General features: G+C 41.8%; 16 protein-coding genes. 3 read left to right on the top strand and 13 right to left on the bottom strand.

Features of this window, described 5'->3' with window-relative positions; translation table 11 throughout:
- Positions 1 to 384: 384 nt before the first annotated feature.
- The 3 genes from ABJK37_RS04860 to ABJK37_RS04850 are packed head-to-tail and all read right to left on the bottom strand — an operon-like array spanning position 385 to position 4,761.
- On the bottom strand, positions 385 to 3,417 hold the full coding sequence (locus ABJK37_RS04860) for an efflux RND transporter permease subunit (RefSeq protein ID WP_348350704.1): 3,033 nt from the start codon (positions 3,415 to 3,417) through the stop codon (positions 385 to 387).
- 4 nt (positions 3,418 to 3,421) lie between these two features.
- Positions 3,422 to 4,168 (bottom strand): efflux RND transporter periplasmic adaptor subunit, encoded by a 747-nt coding sequence (locus ABJK37_RS04855; RefSeq protein WP_348350702.1) that lies wholly within the window; start codon positions 4,166 to 4,168, stop codon positions 3,422 to 3,424.
- A complete protein-coding gene (locus tag ABJK37_RS04850) occupies positions 4,165 to 4,761 on the bottom strand; it encodes a TetR/AcrR family transcriptional regulator (RefSeq protein WP_348350700.1) in 597 nt (198 codons plus the stop codon). Before ABJK37_RS04850 ends, ABJK37_RS04855 begins: the two co-directional genes overlap by 4 nt.
- 359 nt (positions 4,762 to 5,120) lie before the next feature.
- Here ABJK37_RS04850 and ABJK37_RS04845 point away from each other — a divergent pair, with 359 nt between their 5' ends.
- Positions 5,121 to 6,065: an alpha/beta hydrolase gene (locus tag ABJK37_RS04845; RefSeq protein ID WP_348350698.1), complete on the top strand. Its 945-nt coding sequence runs from the start codon at positions 5,121 to 5,123 to the stop codon at positions 6,063 to 6,065.
- Between the two features lie 99 nt (positions 6,066 to 6,164).
- Positions 6,165 to 7,769: an alpha/beta fold hydrolase gene (locus ABJK37_RS04840; protein WP_348350696.1), complete on the top strand. Its 1,605-nt coding sequence runs from the start codon at positions 6,165 to 6,167 to the stop codon at positions 7,767 to 7,769.
- Between the two features lie 36 nt (positions 7,770 to 7,805).
- Here ABJK37_RS04840 and ABJK37_RS04835 read toward each other — a convergent pair whose 3' ends face one another.
- Positions 7,806 to 8,540: a WYL domain-containing protein gene (locus tag ABJK37_RS04835; protein WP_348350694.1), complete on the bottom strand. Its 735-nt coding sequence runs from the start codon at positions 8,538 to 8,540 to the stop codon at positions 7,806 to 7,808.
- A gap of 91 nt (positions 8,541 to 8,631) precedes the next feature.
- Here ABJK37_RS04835 and ABJK37_RS04830 point away from each other — a divergent pair, with 91 nt between their 5' ends.
- Positions 8,632 to 9,234, top strand: a complete 603-nt coding sequence (locus tag ABJK37_RS04830) for a glutathione S-transferase family protein (RefSeq protein WP_348350692.1) — start codon at positions 8,632 to 8,634, stop codon at positions 9,232 to 9,234.
- A 261-nt stretch (positions 9,235 to 9,495) separates the two neighbouring features.
- Here ABJK37_RS04830 and ABJK37_RS04825 read toward each other — a convergent pair whose 3' ends face one another.
- The 9 genes from ABJK37_RS04825 to hisD all read right to left on the bottom strand — a co-directional run bounded on the left by ABJK37_RS04825 (position 9,496) and on the right by hisD (position 17,777).
- Entirely contained in the window at positions 9,496 to 10,239 is a 744-nt protein-coding gene (locus ABJK37_RS04825) for a hypothetical protein (protein ID WP_348350690.1), read from the bottom strand.
- A 99-nt stretch (positions 10,240 to 10,338) separates the two neighbouring features.
- The gene (gene hisIE / locus ABJK37_RS04820; RefSeq protein ID WP_348350688.1) at positions 10,339 to 10,959 is read right to left on the bottom strand and encodes a bifunctional phosphoribosyl-AMP cyclohydrolase/phosphoribosyl-ATP diphosphatase HisIE; all 621 of its coding nucleotides are present in this window, start codon (positions 10,957 to 10,959) and stop codon (positions 10,339 to 10,341) included.
- Between the two features lie 116 nt (positions 10,960 to 11,075).
- Entirely contained in the window at positions 11,076 to 11,849 is a 774-nt protein-coding gene (gene hisF, locus ABJK37_RS04815; RefSeq protein ID WP_348350686.1) for an imidazole glycerol phosphate synthase subunit HisF, read from the bottom strand.
- Between the two features lie 7 nt (positions 11,850 to 11,856).
- The gene (locus ABJK37_RS04810) at positions 11,857 to 12,855 is read right to left on the bottom strand and encodes a branched-chain amino acid aminotransferase (protein WP_348350684.1); all 999 of its coding nucleotides are present in this window, start codon (positions 12,853 to 12,855) and stop codon (positions 11,857 to 11,859) included.
- A gap of 56 nt (positions 12,856 to 12,911) precedes the next feature.
- The gene (gene hisA / locus ABJK37_RS04805) at positions 12,912 to 13,652 is read right to left on the bottom strand and encodes a 1-(5-phosphoribosyl)-5-[(5-phosphoribosylamino)methylideneamino]imidazole-4-carboxamide isomerase (RefSeq protein WP_348350682.1); all 741 of its coding nucleotides are present in this window, start codon (positions 13,650 to 13,652) and stop codon (positions 12,912 to 12,914) included.
- A gap of 45 nt (positions 13,653 to 13,697) precedes the next feature.
- Complete coding sequence (hisH, locus tag ABJK37_RS04800; RefSeq protein ID WP_348350680.1) at positions 13,698 to 14,303, bottom strand: imidazole glycerol phosphate synthase subunit HisH; 606 nt, start codon at positions 14,301 to 14,303, stop codon at positions 13,698 to 13,700.
- A gap of 2 nt (positions 14,304 to 14,305) precedes the next feature.
- The gene (hisB, locus tag ABJK37_RS04795; RefSeq protein ID WP_348350678.1) at positions 14,306 to 15,376 is read right to left on the bottom strand and encodes a bifunctional histidinol-phosphatase/imidazoleglycerol-phosphate dehydratase HisB; all 1,071 of its coding nucleotides are present in this window, start codon (positions 15,374 to 15,376) and stop codon (positions 14,306 to 14,308) included.
- Positions 15,373 to 16,470 (bottom strand): histidinol-phosphate transaminase, encoded by a 1,098-nt coding sequence (gene hisC, locus ABJK37_RS04790; RefSeq protein WP_348350676.1) that lies wholly within the window; start codon positions 16,468 to 16,470, stop codon positions 15,373 to 15,375. Before hisC ends, hisB begins: the two co-directional genes overlap by 4 nt.
- Positions 16,467 to 17,777 (bottom strand): histidinol dehydrogenase, encoded by a 1,311-nt coding sequence (hisD, locus tag ABJK37_RS04785; RefSeq protein WP_348350674.1) that lies wholly within the window; start codon positions 17,775 to 17,777, stop codon positions 16,467 to 16,469. Before hisD ends, hisC begins: the two co-directional genes overlap by 4 nt.
- Positions 17,778 to 17,799: the final 22 nt, after the last annotated feature.

The following is a 17,799-nucleotide window of genomic DNA, read 5'->3' as shown; positions in this document are numbered from 1 at the left end:
CTTATCAATTAGTCACTGGTGTTCTCCCTTTGGGCCAGGTTCAAAAAGCACCTACTCTGCGTTGCTCGAAATTACAATAGAATAACTATTGCTTCATTCGAGCGCCTTGATTAGGTGATTTTAAACCTCGCTGAGCGATCAATTGTTAGGATGGATTGGTATTAAGTATTAGGATGTTTGGAGGAATGTCTCCTAAAGTGTGCTTAACGTTTAAAACTGTTCGGGGAAGTGACTTTGTGCTTCGACCATGTACTTTTTTGGTGATAGCTAAATGTGTGATTGCTTATAATATTGCTAATATCGCTGCAACTAAACACTGAACTCGATGGCAATTTCCTTTGAGTTCAGTGTTTTTAGATTACATGCATTCCGAAATTTTAAGACCTAAATTTTGCCCACTTCGTACCATTTTCTGATCCAGCTATCGAGTGGATATAAAATTTTATAAAAAGCGGGTACGACCAATAGCGCTAAAATCGTTGAGCTAATTAAGCCGCCTATTACAGATAGCGCCATAGGTGAGTTCATTTCGTGGCCAGCGCCACTACCAAAGGCTAAAGGCATCATGGCGCCGACCATAGCAAAGGTAGTCATCAATATTGGACGTAAACGTTTTTCGCCTGCTTGAATAAGTGCATCATCAACGGATGCACCGTCTTTTATTGCTCGGTTGGCAAAGTCCACCACCAGAATGGCATTTTTGCCTACCATCCCTAACAACAAAATTATGCCAATCATCACAAATAGTGAGAAGTTATTACCGCTAAGCCCTAATGCGGTTATTACTCCGGTAAACGCAAGTGGCATAGTGACCATGATAATAATGGGTTGAATTAATGACTCATAAAGTGCTGCCAGTATTAAGTAAATTAACACCACGGCTAAGCCAACTGCGGTACTGAATGACACTGCAGTTTCTTGCATTTTTTCAACATACCCTGAGAACGTGTAGTTGTATCCTTCTGGTAATATCTCGGTGATGTTGGCGTCAACTTGGTTGACTATTGCATTAAGTGGCACATTCGAAATATTACTGCTAACCATTACTTTACGTTCGCGATCATACCTGTTGATTGTGGCTATTGAACTATTTTGCTCAAAGCGAATTAAACCATCTAAAAATACATACTCGCCATTGGCGGCGCGGATCTGTAATTTCTTTATGTTATCCATATTGGCGCGGCTTTCGTCATCAAATCTTAAAGTGATATCGTATTCTCGCCCTTTTTGCTCAAAATCACTGATTTTACTGTCACTGGAATAATTAGAATTGAGCAAAGCGGCTATTTGAGTTGCCGTAATGCCTAACCTTGAGGTGTTATGCCTGATCATAGAAATAGTAATTTCTGGTTTACCATCTTGGTAGTCACTGTCGACGTCTACGGCTCCTTCGAAGGTGCTCAACATGTCGGATACTTGTTGTGAAATTTCGCTGAGTTTTTCTAAACTGTCACCGGTGATCACAATTTGTACCGGCGCATTACTTCCGCCTGTGTTGATCGGTGATATTTTTTCAACCGCTAACGTCATAGATTGGATGGACGCAAATTCTTGTCGGTAATGATTGATAATGTCAGCCTGCCCTAATCCGCGTTGTTCGATAGGTTTTAACTTTACGTACACTAAACCTTTGTGGGATTCGTTAGCGGTGGTATAGCCAATACTTAAAGCATAATAGTCAACCATATCATCGTCCTTGATGGCGTCTATGATAGGTTGCATTCTACTTTTCATTTCTTCAATTGAGGTACCTACTTTAGCTTTAGCGGTAATTTGGAATTCGCTATTATCTTCTGCAGGGACAAAATCCATACCTACGTTGGTGAATATCTTGCTAGACAAAACAAGGACCCCAAAGGTCACTAACACCGTGATGTATTTGAAGCGGATCAGTGGTTTTAAAATGCTCACATAAGCATTATCTAAAGACTGGAAAAAAGGTTCGGTTTTGGCGTGAAATTTGGTTTCTTTGTGTTTTAACACGCGGGCACCTACTGTGGGTATAAACATGATCGCCACAAAATAAGACAGGGCAATACCCGATGCCACCGTCATGGCAAAGGCGTTGAAAAATTTGCCGACTAATCCACCCATAAAGGCGACAGGTATAAAAACGGCTAACAGCATCGCGGATATAGCCAATAGTGAAAATGCTATTTCATGCACGCCTTCATAGGTAGCTTGAAACGCCTCCATTCCAGCTTCCATTTTTTTGCTGATGTTTTCGATGACAACTATGGCATCGTCGATGAAAATCCCAATTGCCAAAGTCAGTCCAATCAAGGTTAATTTATTGAGGTCATAACCCATATAATCGATGATCGCGAAGGTGCCAATAATAGAGGTGGGGATAGCCAGAGCCGAAACTATGGTTGCTGTTAGGTTTCGCAAAAACATGAATACAATCACTATCGCCAGCAGAGCACCAAATACCAAATCGAATTTCACTTGATCAACACTGTGCATTATTTTGTCAGACTGATCCTTAATCAAATTAATTTGATAATCATCTCCTGCTAACGCTTGTAATTCTGGTAATAACTTTTTGGCTTCATCAATGATGCCAATGACGTTGGTACCAGAAATTTTCATGATATTCAGCATCACACCTACTTGACCATTAAAAGACGAGTAACTTTCTACGTCGCTTAAACCATCAATTACTTTGGCGACGTCTTTTAAACGCACACCGGGTTTTATTTCAATATTTGATAAGGATTCAATATCTTTAGAATCACCCTGAAATTTAATAATCAGCTCTTGTTTGTCGTTGATACTTTTACCCGAACTGGATTTGAAGTTTTCATTGCTAATCACATTTTGTAATTCAATCGCTGAAATGTTGTATTTGTTGAGTAAATAGGGGTCTACTAAAATACGAATTTCTCGGTCTTGGTAACCGTCGACGTCAACGTCGCCTACATTGGGAATTCGCTGCAATTTAGGTTTTATTTTTTGGTCGACGAGTTGCATCAGTGCCGACATGTCACCGGTCTTGCTTACTACAAATAAACTGATTGCTTCACCCGCGGTGCTGATTTTTTGTACCAAAGGTGCAAGGGCATTATCAGGTAAGATTACTCCGCCAATTTTATCGCGCACATCATTGGCCGCCTCGTTTATATCCATTTTTAAATCAAATCTAACGATGACATAACTCAACCCTTCGTAACTCGTTGAGTCCAATTTATCGATACCATTGATACCCGAAACCGCTTCTTCGATTTTATCGGTAATTTTTGATTCAACGGTTCTAGCATCTGCACCTGGATAGGTAGTCTGGATAGTGATTATCGGAAAATCTACATTGGGAAACAGTGCCAAGGGCATTGATGTGTAGGATTTAAGGCCAAATATTAAAAGCGCCATTACGGCCATAAGAATGGTGATAGGGCGATTGATTGCAAATTTATACATAGGGTTATTCTTTGCTTGCTGTAGTGGAATTATTGCTAGAGTCAGAAGTGATTATTTTGCCTTCTCCAAATAATCCTACTTTTAAATCCTTAGCAATTACCTGTAAGGCAATTTTTCGATTGTTTGAATTAGCTTCTGGATAAATTCTATAAATCTTTCCCTCGTATTGGGTGTCATCACCGTCGACTTTATACAAAAAGGTATCGCCAATTTTGACATCAGAGTTGTATTTCTGATCAAACTCCACCACTAAAATTCGGGCATGTTCACTTTGTAGGTTAAAGGCGGTTTTTATCATTTGCCCACTCACTACATCACCTAACTCAATCATTCTTTTACTGATTACACCGTCAAATGGAGCCCTTAAAATAGTCTTTTCGTAGATAGCGTTTTCTAACGCAATCTGAGCTTCGATGGCTTCGTGCGCCATGGCATATTTATCAAGCATGGCCTTATCAACAAGGTTTTGTTTGAACAAGTCTTTGTACCTTTCATGATCTAATTTGGCGTATTTTAAGGTCACTCTAGAAGCATTGGTGGTTGCCACTAAATCTTCATTAGCTAAAGTCGCTAGGATTTGACCTTTTTTGACCACACTCATAATGTCGACATGTAATTCACTGACAATTCCGCTGTAATTAAATGCTAAGCTGGCACCTTGTTTTGCATGTACCGTAAATGTTGCATATATTTCTTTTGCGTGTACTTTGCTTAAACAAAGTAATAGCGCTAACGTTATGACTTTTTTCATTTTTTGATCTCTATTAATTCGAATAGGGTGTCTATATAGTCTTTAAATTCTACTTTTAAATTTTGCCCTTCTGCCCAAGCAAGTATCATATAACCCCTTTCTGTCTTAATCAGTCCATCAACTAGACGTTTGCCAATAGGTTTAATTTCACCTTTTTGGATCCCTTCATCTATGATGTTTTCGAGGATAGATTTAATAAAAACTGAACATTCACTGTTGAACTCCAGCATAGCTTTTGATTTAGTCGATAAGGAGACACTTACATATTCTCTATAAACGTCTTGGTGTTTTTCATAAGACTTGTATTCTGATAAGAAAAAATCGAACAGATACAAGACTTTTTGTTTAGTGGAAGTTTTTTGGTCAGTGTGACTTAACAGATAATTATGATGTTCTTCGATAAACGTTCGAATGATTTCAAACACAATTTCTTCTTTATTACGAAAATAATCATAAACCGTACCTTTACCTATACCTGCGTTCTTAGCTATCTCGGTAACGGTAAGATTTTTAAAGCCTTTTTCCAGCAATAGCGCAGTGCTAGCAGCCGCTATATCTCGTCGTTTTTTATCTTTATCTACTATAATCGCCATTTTTATTGGTTCGGTTCCAGCGGGTTATTTTAAATGACCGACAGTCGGTCATTCTGATCGATGTTAATTTATACAAAACAAAAAATACAGTTTTATTTAGGTTGATTACGTTTGTCCCTATTGGGATTAGAAACAGAGAACTTTGAGGGTTTTTTCTAGTTAGCGCACGACTGGTAATGGGTTCACGGGGGGCTATTGCCGGAATATTGGATAGCTGGTGTGGCATAGTTTGTTATTAGAAATAAGTTCATTGGTGGCAAAATAACGTTGGAGGACATTGAAACTAACAAAGCCAGTATGACAGTATGCTTGCTTTAGTTGCACTGCCTAGACATTGGGTTATGAAGTAAGGATTTAGAGTGAAATACGTAATTCGTTGTTGTTTGTTGTTAGTCGCGGTGATGTTGGGTATCTATGTATATTTTACGATTGCTTACAGCGAGCCGGACCTTAAAGTTGAACACCTAACCCAACGGTGGGCAAAATCACCGTCACAATTTATGACTCTCTCAGGTATGCAACTACACTATCGTGATGAAGGTCCAAAGGAAGATCCACTTCCTATTATTTTAGTGCATGGCACCAGTGCTTCGCTGCATACATGGGACGGATGGACTGCTGTGTTAGCTGACCACCATAGAGTTATACGGTTTGACATGCAGGGTTTTGGGTTAACTGGTCCTCATCCACAGGGTAAATACCGTATTGAAGATTATGCGCAAACCTTAGTGTCACTCATGGATCAATTGGGTATTGAAAAAGCGATTCTTGCAGGAAATTCTCTTGGTGGTTACGTGGCATGGAGTAGTGCGGTACTTTATCCTGAGCGTGTTGAAAAATTGGTTTTGATTGATTCAAGTGGGATCCCATTTCAGTCTAAATCGGTACCTATTGCGTTTCGAATTTCTAGCTCGCCCCTACTTAAATATTTGTTAGGGGATATTATGCCTAGAGCAATAGTCAAAAGTAGTGTTGAAAATGTGTACGCTAATCCAGAAAAGGTTACTGAAGCGTTAGTAGACAGATACTTTGAGCTGAATATTAGAGAAGGCAATCGAGAAGCCTTGGCGAAACGTTTTGTGGAAACCAAAGCCGGTCCACTTGCCAACAGGTTAGATGAGTTAACTCAAGAGACTCTCATTATGTGGGGTGAACAAGACCGATTGATTCCTCTAAGTGTTGGACAGCGATTCCATGATGAAATAGCTAATAGCCAATTAGTGACATTTGCTGATTTAGGACATGTACCCCACGAAGAAGGTCCACAGCAAACGGTCGACGTGTTAGAGGAATTTTTGCATTAGAATTAACAATAAACTTATATCTTTGGATGGGTTTTACCTTGGCTAGTTGTCAATAGTATGATTGCAATAACTTCAGGGGTAAGTTGAGTGCTATTCACTGTGAATCAAACTAATGTTAAACGCTTTGGCTGCTTGGTATTTGGTGTCCTACTGACATCATGTACCTACCTTAAATACAGTTCAGTTCAAGCCAATTATACTAAGATTCAAAATGCAGATCCTAGTCAGACTAACTTGAAACATCTACTGGATCGTGAAACTTTTTTTGTCATCGGCAAAACGCTCATTGAATCGGACGCCTACTTCGATAAACCTTTAGCGATAACCGCTTATTCTGATAAATTTAAAGTAAACGAACGTGTCGACACTATGTTTGCTGGTGGCGCTTCGGGCACCCACTTCGGACTAAACCTACCAGAAGGGGAATTTGATTTATTGGTTTATGCTGATATTGACGGCAATCACGTTTTCGACCACACGGAAGTCGTAGGCGAAAGAAAACTCACCCTTAATCGTAGTCAATATCCACAATTAATCGTTAGCCAACTTGAGATTTTGTTAACTGAACCAAAAACCTCAAACCGAGATGAAAATATTTTACTACCTACCCAAGGCGTAGCTGAATCATCGCTTTTTTATCCCTCAGGAACAATACGATCTCTTAATGATCCTTTGTTTAATAAAAATATGTCAACCTTAGGTATGTACGACCCAGCGTCTTTTCTAGAGCATGCTCCTACTATGTTTTATGCCCTTGAAGAAGATGAAGTGCACAAAATCCCGGTAATATTTGTGCACGGGATCGGAGATAGCCCACGGGCGTTTCAACCCATTATTAGTCAACTCGATAGAGACAGATATCGGCCATGGTTTTTTTACTATCCTTCAGGTGGAGATTTGGACCAGCTGGCGGACTTTTTTTATAACCTGTTTCTTGCAGGCCAAGTGATTCCTTTAGGCGAAATGCCAATCATAGTAGTGGCACACAGCATGGGAGGTATTGTTGTAAGAGAGGCCTTAAATAAACTCAAGGGGCAAGAAGAGGAAAACAAAGTAGAGCTATTTGTTTCTATCGCCAGTCCCTTTGGAGGGCATCCAAGCGCAGCGAATGGAGAAGATAAAGGGCTGATTGTATTGCCCGCTTGGCGAGACCTAAACCCTAATAACAATTTTATTCAGCGCTTATATAGAAAGCCTTTGCCACAGTGGGTGGAGCATCAATTATTTTATGCCTTTAAGAATTCACGCACAGTAAAGTTAGGAGAAAATAATGATGGAGTGGTGCCACTTTCTAGTCAATTGCATCCTCAAGCACAAACCCAAGCCAAACAAACATTTGGATTTGATAGTGGCCACGTAGAAATTTTGGCGGATAAACAAATGATCCAACGCCTTTTTAAAGTGATGAGCGGTGTTAAAAGTACGTATTCAGACAAGAGCATGGCTGCATTAGCAAAGGGAGGTTTTGACTTAGAGTTAAGTGATGACTATAGGCCGACAACCAAACATTTGTTCAAGTATGCGGCTAGGTATTTAGTGTTACTTGCTTATGATCGAATTAAACCGGTTCAGAAACCGCAACACAAACATTTTATCTTGGCTGCACAAGGAAAAGTGCCCGCAGAGACAGAATTGGAACGAGAGTTTATTTTGTTTATGCAAGAATATCCCGATTGGGTTCAGAGTGTTTTAGACAGTGACTAACTGTAAGCCGGGTCCATAAACTGCGACTAGTCATTTCTAAATAGTAGTGTAATACGGAGCGTAACTGTCGTTTTGGATCAGTTCTGGTCGAAGTTTGAAACTTGAATTGGTTAGGTAAGCTCTTTCAATTCTATCTATACGAAATACTCTAGATGATTCTCGAAGATGGTCCCACGCTACTAAATACCAGGTAGGCCAACTTAGCATTATAAAATGAGCCTCAATTCTTCGTGAAGTGCGCACTCCTGCTTCTGAGCGGTAATCGATTTCTACACACTGTTGCCGAAAAAATGCTTCAGATACGTTTTCCGAAATATCCAGAATAGGCGCCGTTAATTCGGGAACTTCAGAGGCATTGGTGTGTTTACTTATCAAGATGCGTTTACGAATCCCACTGACTATCGCGCGTTGATTTTCAGGGAATGTTTGAAATAGTTTCTGCCTGATGACGTTAAGGCTACCAGTTAGCAAAGGCAAGTGTAGCGATTCCATGATAGCCAACGAAAGTATCAGTTCTACTACCTCTTTGTGACTTAACACTAAACGTTCAATGCCCCAGCGACCATTTAAACGGATACCCCCACCACGGCCCCTATCCGATTCAATTGGGTACCCTGCATCCTTAAGCTCTGCAAGTTCACGCATTAAGGTGCGTTGGCTAACGTTCAAATGCTCTCGTAATTCTGAGGTTTTCCAATATTCTTCAGAACGTAACAAACCGATAAGGCGGTTACGTCTTTCTGAGCGATGTTTAAAGTTTGTTTTTAACATGATTTTAATATGCCATTACATGGCATATTTATCTATATAATTTATCGCATCAAAAATATTCAATACACCTATCTACAAGGAACAACAAACCATGAAGCACTATTACAATCCGATGAGCAGAGCAGTCACCACAGATTGGATGCTTAAGGAGCTTGGTATTGAACATCAACAAATTACTATCGACTTGACGTCCAACACTCCGGAATTACAACAATTGCGAGATATCAATCCGATGGGGAAATTGCCAACCTTAGTGGATGGTGAAACCGTTGTTACAGAAGTGGCGGCAATTTGTGCATACCTTGCCGATAAGTACCCAGAGAAACACCTTGCGCCAGCAATATACTCTGCTCACCGAGCCAGTTATTATAGGTATCTGTTTATTGCAGGAAATACGATTGAACCTGCACTGACTCTTGCGGCGTCAGAAATAAACCACCCAAACCCAACAACGGCAGGTTGGGGCGACCTGACACGTGTCATTGCCACCATTGAAACCATGACCCCTAAAACCGGCTGGGCTCTTGGGGAACAATTTACTGCCGCCGATATTGTATTTGGTGGATTACTGGACTCATCAGTTATGTTCGGAATACTTGAAGCGTCACCCAAAGTCGCAGCTTATTTGGCGCGTTTGCGCCACAGACCCGCCTATATAGAAACTCACCAAAGCTTCATTGATATTGTGGGTTAGAACTGAATTACGTTTAGCGCCGTGGGCCGCGTTCTAATCCGAGCCTAAGCGTGAAAATATGAATACAGCGATTATTTGCCCTAACAGGCTGAACCAATTTACAGTTGACTATTGCCGATTGGCTTATATAAATTAGGACAAGTTGTATAGATATCTTTGGGCGAATAATCGTTTGGCTAGTGTGTGTTTTGAATGAGAATCGCGAGGCTGAGTGCTCTATTTGTGATGTAATAGTATTGTCTGCTTCTCTGTGTCAGAAGGTTATTCACGGGCTTTTAATAAGGCCTCGGTGGCATGGAGCTCATTGCGGATTTGCGCCATCATAGGTAGTAAGTTACCTTGCCAACGTTCCCAAGTGACAAAGGCTTTTATTAGTGAGTTATCTTTACAAGCCACATCAATAGGAGCGTTAAGTTTAATCTTTCTGATGTGTGGAGTATCCTCGCCGCGGTCTTGGTACGAAAGTGATAGACGCGGGCCAACACTGAGTAGTGGATTGTCTTCGAAGCGTTTATTCAGGGGATGATCTTCTGCTAAGTCGCTGTTCACTTGAGTTAAATCAAAACGAATCAACATGTCGGTGAAACGTTGACGTTGTTGTTCGGTTTGATGGGTAATAAGTTGCGAATTGGATGTGAGTTGTTGTAATGCATGGCGACGTAAATAAATGCCGTAGGTATTTCTTAGCTCGTTGATGCCTTGGTTGACCAACACACGGTTTGCATCGCTGTCTGAACATGACAGCAGAATATCTAAAGTATCACCTACAATTTGCAAAGATTGCGCAGCTTGTTTATCTACTTTGGCAACTGCAAGGTGATTAATTTCTATTTCTTTCTCGAGCAACTCAAGCGCCTGAGAAAAATCAGCTCGACTGTTTTGGGTTGTAATGTAATTTGATAACTGCATACCCACAAATACCGCAACAACAACTATCAAAAAATCAATTAATACTGCTAACCAGTTTGCTTTTATGATGTGATTTTTGACACGGCTAAATAACATTGCAGGAATTTCCTTTTTCTATCTCAGGCGCTGAGAGCGGCAATAAAACACAGCCGAACTCAACTGGCAATCTTTAGCAAGGGGCGGCTCATCAAACAATTATTGACTATGGCGCTGCTTCAATACTTCGATCACATCGGACAAATTTAAATCACTGGCTTGTAGCAAAACCAATAGGTGGTATAGCAAATCAGCGGATTCATTTTTTAACTCTTCTAAATCTTTTACAGCCGCAGCCAGAGCCGTTTCAACTCCTTCTTCACCCACTTTTTGAGCAATACGTTTAATGCCTTTGCTATATAGATGAGCGGTGTAACTAGAATCGGGATCGGCACCTTTTCGTGAGGCAATCACACTTTCTAATTCAGCGATAAAGCTGACGTCTGCAGTTTGACTGTCTGCCCAACAGGTTTCTGTACCTTTGTGACAAGTGGGACCAATTGGGTTAACTAGTGCGAGAAGAGAGTCATTGTCACAATCACTGGTAATATCTACCAAATTAAGACTATTGCCAGACACTTCACCTTTGGTCCAAAGGCGCTGTTTTGAGCGACTAAAAAATGTGACTAAGCCGGTTTCTAAGGTTTTATTTAACGCCGCTTGGTCCATAAATCCCTGCATCAATACTTTACCATTGACTGCGTTTTGCACTACGCATGGCATAAGGTTGTCCATTTTTTCCCATGCCAGCTTTGTTACATTTTCTTTTGTAATAATCATTTTAATCTCTAGTATGTTTTAGCTACGAGCTTAAACCTCAAACTTCGCAGTTGCTCTTAATCTTTTAATCTGTTGCTCCAAGCTCGCCACTCGAAGCTAATAACTCGCAGCTGCACTTAATCTCTTATCGCTATATTCTGCTGGCGTAAATACGCCTTTAATTCTGGTATAGGGATAATGCCTTTATGAAAGACCGACGCTGCTAACGCGCCATCTACATCGGCTTGTTCGAATACGTTTTTAAAGTGCACACTTTCACCCGCGCCTCCTGAGGCTATTAGGGGCACGGCGCAGTTTTGGCGGATAGCAGATAGTTGTTTAATGTCGTAACCCTTGCGTACCCCGTCTTGGTTCATACAATTAAGTACAATTTCTCCTGCGCCACGTTGTTGCACTTCCTTCACCCAATCGGCAGTTTGCCAAGCGGTGACTTGGGTACGGGTTTCGTCACCCGTGTATTGATGTACTTGATATTGACCGGTTGCTTCATTGTAGAAACTGTCTATACCTACAACAACACATTGTTGTCCGAAGGTATCGTGTAATCGCGTGATTAACTCAGGATCTGCAAGAGCGGGCGAGTTAACCGATATTTTATCGGCGCCCATTTCTAATATTTTTCCCGCGTCTGCAACGGTTTTAATGCCACCCGCTACGCAAAATGGAATATCAATTACCTGCGCAATACGAGTTACCCAACTTTTATCGACTACGCGTTGGTCGCTTGACGCAGTGATATCGTAAAACACCAATTCGTCGGCGCCTTGTTCAGCATATTGTTGTGCCAGCGGCACTATGTCGCCTATGATTTCGTGATTACGAAACTTTACACCTTTAACTACTTTTCCGTCTTTTACGTCTAAGCAGGGAATAATTCGTCTTGCTAACATAACAACCTTATTTAACTTCTGTTAACCAATTGTGGGTGTCGGGTGCTTTGCCCCACTGAATATCATTTAAGGCTTGGCGCAATTTTTGAGTGGTGGGGCCATGTTCGCCACTTCCAACCGAATGTTCGGTTCCATTGTGAATCAGTGTACCTACCGAAGTAAGCACTGCGGCCGTACCCGAAAGGGCGGCTTCAACATTAGGTTTAGCAGCTCTTTTTAACAATTCTTCGACTGACAATTGGGTCTCAGTGACTTGCATACCCATATCTGCCGCTAAGGTCAAAATGGAACTACGGGTCACACCATGCAAAAAGGTTGAATCTAGTGCTTTAGTAATGATTTCGTTACCGTCTATCAATAAGAAATTTGCCGCACCCGTTTCTTGTACGTCACCGTTGGGGCAAAACAATATCTGGTCGGCTTGTACGTCACGTTTTGCAGCTAAAATTGGACCTAGTGCGCTGGCATAATTACCACCACTTTTGATCATGCCCATGTGAGGTGCGCAGCGCATACCTGTTTCATCGAGTAATACTCTGAGGGGTCTTGAACCGCCAGCAAAGTAGTCACCTACCGGAGATATCAAAACATATAACATCGAACTTACACTAGGCGCTGCCGCTTTGCCAATGGCGGCTTCTGTGCCTATGTGAGTAGGTCGAATGTACATTGAGCCAGGAGGTTCAGGGATATCAGCGCTGTATTGAGCCACTATGTCTAAAATCATCTTAGAGACTTGGGCTTGGTCAATATCAGGTAACGATAACAAACGACTACTTTGATCAAAACGCTTTAGGTTTTGGTCCATTCGAAAAACATGGATGCTGCCGTCAGCATGTTTAAAGGCTTTTAACCCTTCAAAGCAGGTGCTGGAATAATGTAAGACATGGGCACCAGGATGTAATTGAATACTGTCGGATGCAACTATCGCTGCCTCATTCCACTGATTGTTTTCAAAGCTAGTGAATGCCATATGAGGCATAAACACTGTACCAAAAGCCGCCATTATAATTTCCTAATCTGTTATGTTTTAAATATGTTGATTACGCTTTGCTGTTGTAACTAATTCTCTGAATTCCAACATTCAATCGCTTGTTTAACCGTGAACTTACCTTCTAACAAGGCGCGGCCTAAAATGACGCCACTGACCTTGGTCGGTTTGAGCACTGCAATATCGTCAAGATTACCAATGCCACCAGAGGCTTGCCAACCCACAGTAGGAAATTGGTGAGTCATCTCGGTGTAAAGTTGATGATTTGCACCTTGCAGAGTGCCGTCGCGACTGATGTCTGTGCAAAGCACATGTTTTGCGCCTACGGATAAAAAGTCTTCGAGTAAAGCTTCAATCGACACGCCTGAGTTTTCCTGCCAGCCGTGAGTCGCAATAAATTTGTTGCCAGATTCATCGATGTTGATGTCTAGCGCTAGCACTATGGCGTCAGCGCCGTATTTCGTGATCCAGCCTTTCACTAACTCGGGCTCTTTGACCGCTAACGACCCTATGACCACGCGTTTTACGCCAATTTCTAGAAGCTGGGCGACATCTTTTTCATTACGAATACCTCCGCCGGCTTGGAATTGCATACGGCCTGTTGCAACCATCTTACTTATGAGCTCAAGCTGTCGTTGACTGGTATCTTTAGCGCCAGTCAAATCGACAATATGCAACCACTTCGCCCCTTGGTCTGCATAACTGTGTACCACTTCTATGGGATCGAGTTTGTATTCAGTTTTTTGTTGGTAGTCGCCTTGGTATAAACGAACAACTGAACCTTCTATTAAATCTATGGCTGGGATGATCATATGTTGTCTTGTAACCTTATTAATGTCTTTTTATAACGCCGTCTTTTACAAATCGATAAAGTTTTTCAATAATTGTGCCCCTGCATCACTTGAACGCTCAGGGTGAAACTGCACTCCAAAAAAGTTGTCCTTGTGAATACCAGCAGAAAAGTCTATGCCGTAGTGACAACTGGCCATAGTAAATTCTGAAAGTGCTACAGCAAAACTGTGTACAAAATAGAAGTAACTACCCGAATCAATTCCTTTAAACAAAGGCGCGTTATTAATTGGGGTGACTGTATTCCAGCCCATATGAGGTAGGCGTAACTTGCCTACTTGCATGCGTTTTACTTGTCCTGGGATCAGTTCTAAACAAGGGGTGCTGTCTTTTAGACTTTCTTCAGATTTTTCAACCATCAATTGCATACCTAAACAAATACCTAGCACAGGTTGAGTGAGCTTTTGTACGCAACTGGTCAGTTGTTTTTTGTGAATGCTGTCCATCGCAGCGTTAGCACTACCTACGCCAGGCAAAAACACTTTATCGGCTTTTTTGATCGTGTCTAAATCATCACTTACTGCTACTGGAATGCCTAATCGTTCAATAGCAAATTTAACCGACGAAATATTTGCACAGCCAGTATTCACTATCACTATTTGTTGTGCAGCCATGTCTACAAGGCTCCTTTACTACTTGGCAACGCTTCGCCTTGTTTATGGATAGCTTGACGCAGTGCGCGTCCAAATACTTTAAATAAACTTTCTACTTGGTGATGGGCATTACCCTCTGTGGTGGATAGGTGCAACGACAACCCCATTGATTGGGCGATTGAATAGAAAAAATGCGGTACCATTTCAGTTGCCATTTCTCCTACCTGATCACGGCTAAAATCAGCCTCAAACTTCAAATGTGGACGATTAGAAATATCCATAATACACTCTGCACGACATTCATCCATGGGTAAGGCAAAACCAAAACGGCCAATTCCACGTTTGTCTCCTAAGGCTTTCTTGATCGCTTCACCTAACGCTAGAGCCGTATCTTCAACACTGTGATGATCATCAATGTGTAAATCGCCGTCTACACTTAGCTTGAGTTCAAATCCTCCGTGTGTCGCTATTTGATCTAGCATGTGATCAAAGAAACCAAGGCCGGTCTCTATTGTCGATTTAGCACTTGAATCTAAATCTACAGTTACATTGATATTAGTTTCTGAGGTTTTACGCACCACAGTCGCAACACGCGACGAGGCTAACAATTGTTTTTCAATGGCTTGCCAGTCGTAGTTGTCGCGGTTGTATTTAATGCCTACTATGCCCATGTTTTCAGCAAGCTGCATATCGGTGTCTCGATCACCGATCACAAAAGAGCGCGTAAAATCAACTTTGCCTTGTTGTAAATGCTCTTTCACTAAACCGAGTTTAGGTTTTCGGCAGGTACAGTTGTCGCTTTCAAAATGTGGGCAAATTAACACTTCGTCAAAGATGACACCTTGGCTTGCAAAAATATCCATCATTTTATTATGGGGCAAGTCAAAATCTGCTTGGGGGAAACTGTCGGTACCTAGTCCGTCTTGGTTAGACACCATCACTAAACGAAAGCCATTTTGTTGTAATTTAAGCAACACCGGCACAACTTGTGGTTCAAAGACCAGTTTTTCGAGGGTATCGAGTTGTTTGTCGATGGCTGGCTCTTCAACCAAAGTCCCGTCGCGGTCAATAAAAAGAATAGCTTGCTGGCTCATGCTGATTTTTCCTGCTGTGTAAAAAAGCTGGCCATTAACGCTAGCAATTTTTCATTTTGTTGTTGAGTGCCAAGGGTAATACGTAGGCAATTATCTAGGTTTATTTGTTTAGATTGGTCACGAATAAGTACCGCGTTTGCCACTAGGTAATCCATTAAAGGTTGTTTTTGTGGATGCCGGAACAATATGAAGTTGGCTTTATCGTCACCTACTAATTGCAACTCGGGAAATTGACTTAACTGCCGTTTCATCCATTGTTTTTGTTGTTGCAAATATTCGACTTGTTCAGACATTTGCTTAAGGCCATTGCTGCTTAGAGCCTGCGCCGCAATTTGTGCGACGGGTTCTGGCACCGGGTAGGGGGCAATCACCTTCATGATACTTTGAATCACTTCGCTATTGGCGATAGTAAAACCACAACGTAACCCCGCTAAAGCAAAAGCTTTGGATAGCGTGCGTAAGACCACTAAGTTGGGATAATTAGCGAGTTCAGTAGCCCAAGTATTGTTTGCATCAAATTCGATATACGCTTCGTCGACTACCACTAAGGCTGAATCACTGAAGTGGGCTAACACTTGCGTAAGCTGTTGTTTGCCTATAGAGGTGCCCGTTGGGTTATTAGGTGAACATATAAAAACTAAGTTTACTTTACCTCGGTATGAAAATATTGCGGGTAGGTCTAAAGAAAAATCTGCATTTAAAGGTGCTTTTTCGATACCCACGTTACACGTTTCGGCGCTGATGGCATACATTCCATAAGTAGGAGGACAAATTAGAATATTGTCTCTACTAGGAGTACAAAAAGTGCGGATCAGTAACTCAATACCTTCGTCAGCTCCGCGGCTAATTAGTAATTGTTCAGCTTGCACCCCAGCATATTGAGCATAGGGCAATAAAACGCTCGGCGGTTGGCAATCGGGATAGCGGTTAAAATGTGCAGTATTGATATCAAAGTCATTTGAAAAAGGTGACTCATTGGCATTTAGCCAGGTTTCACTGTCACTGTCGCCGCCTGCAAAGATACGCCTGGCAGATTCATAAGGTTTTAGCGCCTTCAAGTTTTCGCAAACTAACCTGTCGATTAAATTGCTCATAACGCACCACTCTTTGACTGCTGGGCATCCAACCTAAGTTTAACTGCTTGTTTATGGGCGTCTAAGCCTTCTGCATCAGCTAAATCCATAATCGCATTACCAATATTTTGTAGGCCTTGGTGACTAAGTTCTTGCACAGTGTAACGTCGCATAAAGTCAGCTAAACCTAGGCTTGAATAGTTGCGGGCGTAGCCGTATGTAGGTAATACATGGTTAGTGCCACTGGCGTAATCACCAGCCGATTCGGGAGACCATTGTCCAACAAAGATTGAACCAGCATTCGTTAAATTATCCAAGCTGTCGCGGGCATTTTCGATTTGTACAATCAAGTGTTCTGGCGCATAGGCATTGCTGACATCAAAAGCTTGCTGTAAGTCTTCAGTCAAAATATAGCGACTGTGTTTTACCGCCTGTTGGGCAATAGTTTTGCGACTTAACGTCTCTAGCTGCAAAGACACTTGCTGTTGAACTTCTTCAATTAATTCAGCGCTGTTTGACACTAAAACAGCTTGAGAGTCAGTGCCATGTTCAGCTTGTGATAATAAATCAGCTGCTACAAATACTGGGTTCGCGTTTGCGTCAGCAATCACTAATACCTCTGAAGGCCCTGCTGGCATATCAATTGCCGGACCTGCTGGAATCCGACTCACCTGCTGTTTGGCTTCAGTGACATAACTATTGCCGGGTCCAAAAATTTTATCAACTTTAGCAATACTCTCGGTTCCCAGCGCAAGAGCAGCAATCGCTTGTGCGCCTCCAACTAAGTAAATTTCATCTATACCGCATAAGCTGGCGGCATAACGAATTTCAACTGCTATTTGGCCATTCTTGTCCGGTGGAGTACACAGTACTTTGCGACCACAACCTGCAACCTGGGCTGTCGCCCCTAACATTAATACCGTTGAAGGTAAGGGCGCAGTGCCTCCAGGAATGTATAAACCTACTGATGCCAAAGGAGCGTGTTTAAGTTCACAGACTACACCTAAGGTGGTTTCAACTACCACATCCTCGGGGTACTGGGCTTCGTGGAAGGCTTTGATATTGGCATAAGCTTGATCAATAGCCCATTTGACTTCAGACTTCAGTTCACTGGCAAAACTGCTAAGAGAAGCATCACTAAATCGCAAACTTTCTAATTTAGCGCCGTCAAAACGTTCAGTATACGCCAACAATGCCTCATCGCCTTCGAGACGCACTTGTTGAACGATATCTGCAACCGTATCACTTAGCGCGTGGCTACCCACTAGCGCCGGTCTACTTAATAATTCAGCTCGTTGGTTTGGGTTAAGTTGTGCCCATATTTGCATGACTATTTGGCCTCTTACCTAA

It is taken from the genome of Paraglaciecola sp. (genome assembly GCF_039964565.1).
Classification (GTDB): Bacteria; Pseudomonadota; Gammaproteobacteria; order Enterobacterales; family Alteromonadaceae; genus Paraglaciecola.
The sequence above is the reverse complement of the archived record's forward strand: the minus strand, read 5'-3'. Positions and strand labels throughout refer to the sequence as shown.

Excerpts from the sequence above, each read along its gene's own strand:
- hisIE (WP_348350688.1), bottom strand. The coding sequence starts at position 10,959 with ATGATTATTACAAAAGAAAATGTAACAAAGCTGGCATGGGAAAAAATG.
- hisH (WP_348350680.1), bottom strand. The coding sequence starts at position 14,303 with ATGGCTGCACAACAAATAGTGATAGTGAATACTGGCTGTGCAAATATT.
- hisB (WP_348350678.1), bottom strand. The coding sequence starts at position 15,376 with ATGAGCCAGCAAGCTATTCTTTTTATTGACCGCGACGGGACTTTGGTT.
- ABJK37_RS04810 (WP_348350684.1), bottom strand. The coding sequence starts at position 12,855 with ATGGCGGCTTTTGGTACAGTGTTTATGCCTCATATGGCATTCACTAGC.
- hisF (WP_348350686.1), bottom strand. The coding sequence starts at position 11,849 with ATGTTAGCAAGACGAATTATTCCCTGCTTAGACGTAAAAGACGGAAAA.
- ABJK37_RS04825 (WP_348350690.1), bottom strand. The coding sequence starts at position 10,239 with ATGTTATTTAGCCGTGTCAAAAATCACATCATAAAAGCAAACTGGTTA.
- ABJK37_RS04860 (WP_348350704.1), bottom strand. The coding sequence starts at position 3,417 with ATGTATAAATTTGCAATCAATCGCCCTATCACCATTCTTATGGCCGTA.
- ABJK37_RS04855 (WP_348350702.1), bottom strand. The coding sequence starts at position 4,168 with ATGAAAAAAGTCATAACGTTAGCGCTATTACTTTGTTTAAGCAAAGTA.
- hisA (WP_348350682.1), bottom strand. The coding sequence starts at position 13,652 with ATGATCATCCCAGCCATAGATTTAATAGAAGGTTCAGTTGTTCGTTTA.
- hisC (WP_348350676.1), bottom strand. The coding sequence starts at position 16,470 with ATGAGCAATTTAATCGACAGGTTAGTTTGCGAAAACTTGAAGGCGCTA.
- hisD (WP_348350674.1), bottom strand. The coding sequence starts at position 17,777 with ATGCAAATATGGGCACAACTTAACCCAAACCAACGAGCTGAATTATTA.
- ABJK37_RS04835 (WP_348350694.1), bottom strand. The coding sequence starts at position 8,540 with ATGTTAAAAACAAACTTTAAACATCGCTCAGAAAGACGTAACCGCCTT.
- ABJK37_RS04830 (WP_348350692.1), top strand. The coding sequence starts at position 8,632 with ATGAAGCACTATTACAATCCGATGAGCAGAGCAGTCACCACAGATTGG.
- ABJK37_RS04850 (WP_348350700.1), bottom strand. The coding sequence starts at position 4,761 with ATGGCGATTATAGTAGATAAAGATAAAAAACGACGAGATATAGCGGCT.